We start from the raw sequence: 2,630 nt of genomic DNA, 5'->3' as shown, positions 1-2,630 counted from the left end.
CGGGATCCGGGTCCGGGTCCGTCTCGAACTGCTCGGCGATGGCCGCGACGCACGCCCCGCTGCAGGCCGCGCCGGCGGCGGCGCTCCCGGCGGTACTCCCGGAGGTACTCCCGGAGGTCAAGGCGCGCCCGTCGTCGACCGGCCGGTACCCCCGACCGTCGCGCAGCACCAGGCAGGTGCACAGGCCGACGCTCCGCGCCAGCGCGTGGCGCCAGTAGGCCAGTTCAGCCAGGTCCAGGACGGCTTCCGGCGGCACGTCGCGCACCGGCAGCAGGCGCCCGTCACACCAGAGTTCCGGGCGTTTCTGGGCTTCGCGCAGGTAGTGGCGCAGGTCCTCGAGATCGGCGGCGCCCAGACGCTCCACGAGGTCCCCGCCGGACAGTCCGGACTGCAGGCGGTCCCGGTGCAGCTGCGCGTTCTCGGCCTCGAGCCGGCGCACGCGCGTCTCGAGGCGCTCCTCGCGCGCGAGCGCGGGTTCGGCGCCGACGGCGTCGGACGGCACGGGAATGTCCAGGGTGCGGTCGCTCATGCCACCACCGTTGCTGCCGGTCGGGTGCGGGATCTCTCCCGGTAGGGATCGGCGGGCGGGGCGCGTTCTTGAGCGTGGATATCGTCTTGAGCCGCAGGAAGTTGGGGACGGCGGCGGCGGCGTCTCAGCCGTGCCGGCCGAGGCCGTTGAAGAGGTCGAGCTGGGGCGAGTGCCGGGGCAGGCCGACCGCCTCCAGGACCTGCCCGATCCAGCCGTCGCGGTCGTCCGGGTCCAGTTCGAGCCGCGGCTGGTCCAGTTCCGCGAGCAGCTCCTGGATCAGGGCGTCGATGCCCATCTGAAAGCCGGCTGACGTGTCGCGCGTGCCGTCGAAGGCGGGCGCCCCGAGCACGGGCACCCTCACCAGCAGCGTGTAGGTGCCCAGCCAGTGGCGCAGCAGCGGTTCGAGGTCGGGGCGACGGCCGACGGCGTGGACCATGTAGGCGTAGTTGTCGAGCACCGAGCGGTCGCAGACCACGGCCTGGTAGGCGGCGGCCGTGGCGATCTCCCAGGCGATCTGCGTGTGGAGGATCCACTCCTGGGCGCCGCTGGTGGTGTCGCGGTTGATGGGCAGCGGGCAGTGCCGAGCGACCTCCTTCACGACGTCGACGCCGATGTCGAGCCGCTTCAGGCAGGCCGCCAGCTCGAAGCAGAGGGTGGTCTTGCCCACGCCGTGGGTGCCGATGAACGCGATCTTCATGATGAGCGACCATAGCGGCCCGGCGGCCCGCCGTCCAGCCCGGAGTCGGCCGGGAATCCTCGCTCCGGGACAACGTCTCCTGGCGGCGGAGCCGCTCCGATGGTATCTCTATGGGCTCCGGACCGCCAGGCGGCGGCCCGGGACCGGCGACGAACGAGACGGCGCCCCCGACGGGGGCGCGTTCAGGAGGTACGATGAGGACACGGGATCTCGAACGCATCCGCGACGGCCTGCAGACCGAGCGCGACCGCGTCCAGCGCATCATCGCCCGCCACGCGAAGGCGATCCAGCACGCCGACGACCAGACCGGGGACGGCTCCGGCAAGGCCCACTCCAACCACATGGCCGACCAGGGCTCCGACGAGATCCAGTACGAGACGATGATCCACCTGGCCGGCGCCGAGACCGATCACCTCTTCGACATCGAGGAGGCCCTCGCGAAGCTGGAGAACGGGACCTACGGCCGGTGCGAGGACGGCGACCACGCCATCGCGGTCGAACGGCTGCTGGCCGTGCCGACGGCCCGCCTGTGCATCGCCTGCCAGGAGAAGCGGGAGAAGATGTCCGCCTGAGCGCGGGACGGCTCGCGAACGCCTGCGAGACGACGACGGCCGGCTCCCCCGGGAGCCGGCCGTCCTTGTGTCGCGGCGCCGAGGCGGCGCGGGCTCAGTGCGTCAGGTTGGCGGCCTTGCGCAGGCGGCGCTTCAGGCGGTGGATCTCGCGGCGGTGCCGGTTGCGCCGGACGTCCTCCCCCGCCGACGCCGCCGCGTCGCGGCTCGTCTTGAGTTCGCGGATCCGGCCCTTGACCGCGGTCTTGTCCAGCCCGACGACGATCTTGTGGGGCTTGTCGATGCCGAGCTTGGCGGCGAGCAGTTCCACCAGCTCGTCCTTCTTCAGGCCGATGACGCCGGTGACTTCGGGCAGGTGGGTCTTCATCATCTCGCGCAGATCGTTGACCTTGTGCTTCTGCAATTCGTGCCAGTCCATGCGGTGCCTCCTCGGCAGCCTACCCCATCGGGCGGCGGTTCGGCGTGGGTGGATGGATGCCGACATGCTAGCCGATCCCGTCGCAAATTGCACGATTCGGCGGGTCCCGCCCCGACCGCTGCAAGTGTCTAATTTCTAGCCAGCCCTCCCCCGGGGCCCGCAGGCGGCGGCGGCGGCTTGGGCCCCCGTTCCGCCCGCCTCGGCGTCAACCGGCGACGAGGGCGCCCCGACGTTCCACGCCTCCGCCGGCGTCGGACGCCGGAAGACTGCGCACCTTCAATTACTTGCCCCCGTGCAAGTTGCCGGAACGCGGCACCCCCTGAATCGGGAGTTTCAACATCCGAATTTCGGCCATCCACGGGCACGCCGGGGACCCATGCGCCCCATCGGGACACGATGGCACGCCCGTTGCAGCCC

Annotated in this window: 4 protein-coding genes; 1 reads left to right on the top strand and 3 read right to left on the bottom strand. The window is 71.4% G+C overall.

The genetic code is table 11. From position 1 onward, the window contains the following. Together Q7W29_08860 and Q7W29_08855 are read right to left on the bottom strand one after the other, a co-directional pair. Window positions 1–529: hypothetical protein (locus Q7W29_08860; GenBank protein ID MDO9171926.1), on the bottom strand; the 529-nt coding region annotated here is incomplete at its 3' end. A 124-nt stretch (window positions 530–653) separates the two neighbouring features. Further along, a complete protein-coding gene (locus Q7W29_08855) occupies window positions 654–1,226 on the bottom strand; it encodes an ATP-binding protein (GenBank protein ID MDO9171925.1) in 573 nt (190 codons plus the stop codon). Window positions 1,227–1,420: 194 nt separating this feature from the next. Between Q7W29_08855 and Q7W29_08850 the strand changes: the two genes are divergently transcribed. Next, a complete protein-coding gene (locus tag Q7W29_08850; protein ID MDO9171924.1) occupies window positions 1,421–1,798 on the top strand; it encodes a TraR/DksA C4-type zinc finger protein in 378 nt (125 codons plus the stop codon). A gap of 94 nt (window positions 1,799–1,892) precedes the next feature. Here the strand turns inward: Q7W29_08850 and Q7W29_08845 are convergent, their stop codons facing one another. Beyond that, window positions 1,893–2,213, bottom strand: coding sequence for a transcription termination factor Rho (locus Q7W29_08845; GenBank protein ID MDO9171923.1), 321 nt, complete (start codon window positions 2,211–2,213; stop codon window positions 1,893–1,895). Between the last annotated feature and the right edge of the window lie 417 nt (window positions 2,214–2,630).

It is taken from the genome of bacterium, assembly GCA_030654305.1.
Classification (GTDB): Bacteria; Krumholzibacteriota; Krumholzibacteriia; order LZORAL124-64-63; family LZORAL124-64-63; genus PNOJ01.
This window is presented reverse-complemented; position numbering and strand designations above follow the sequence as displayed.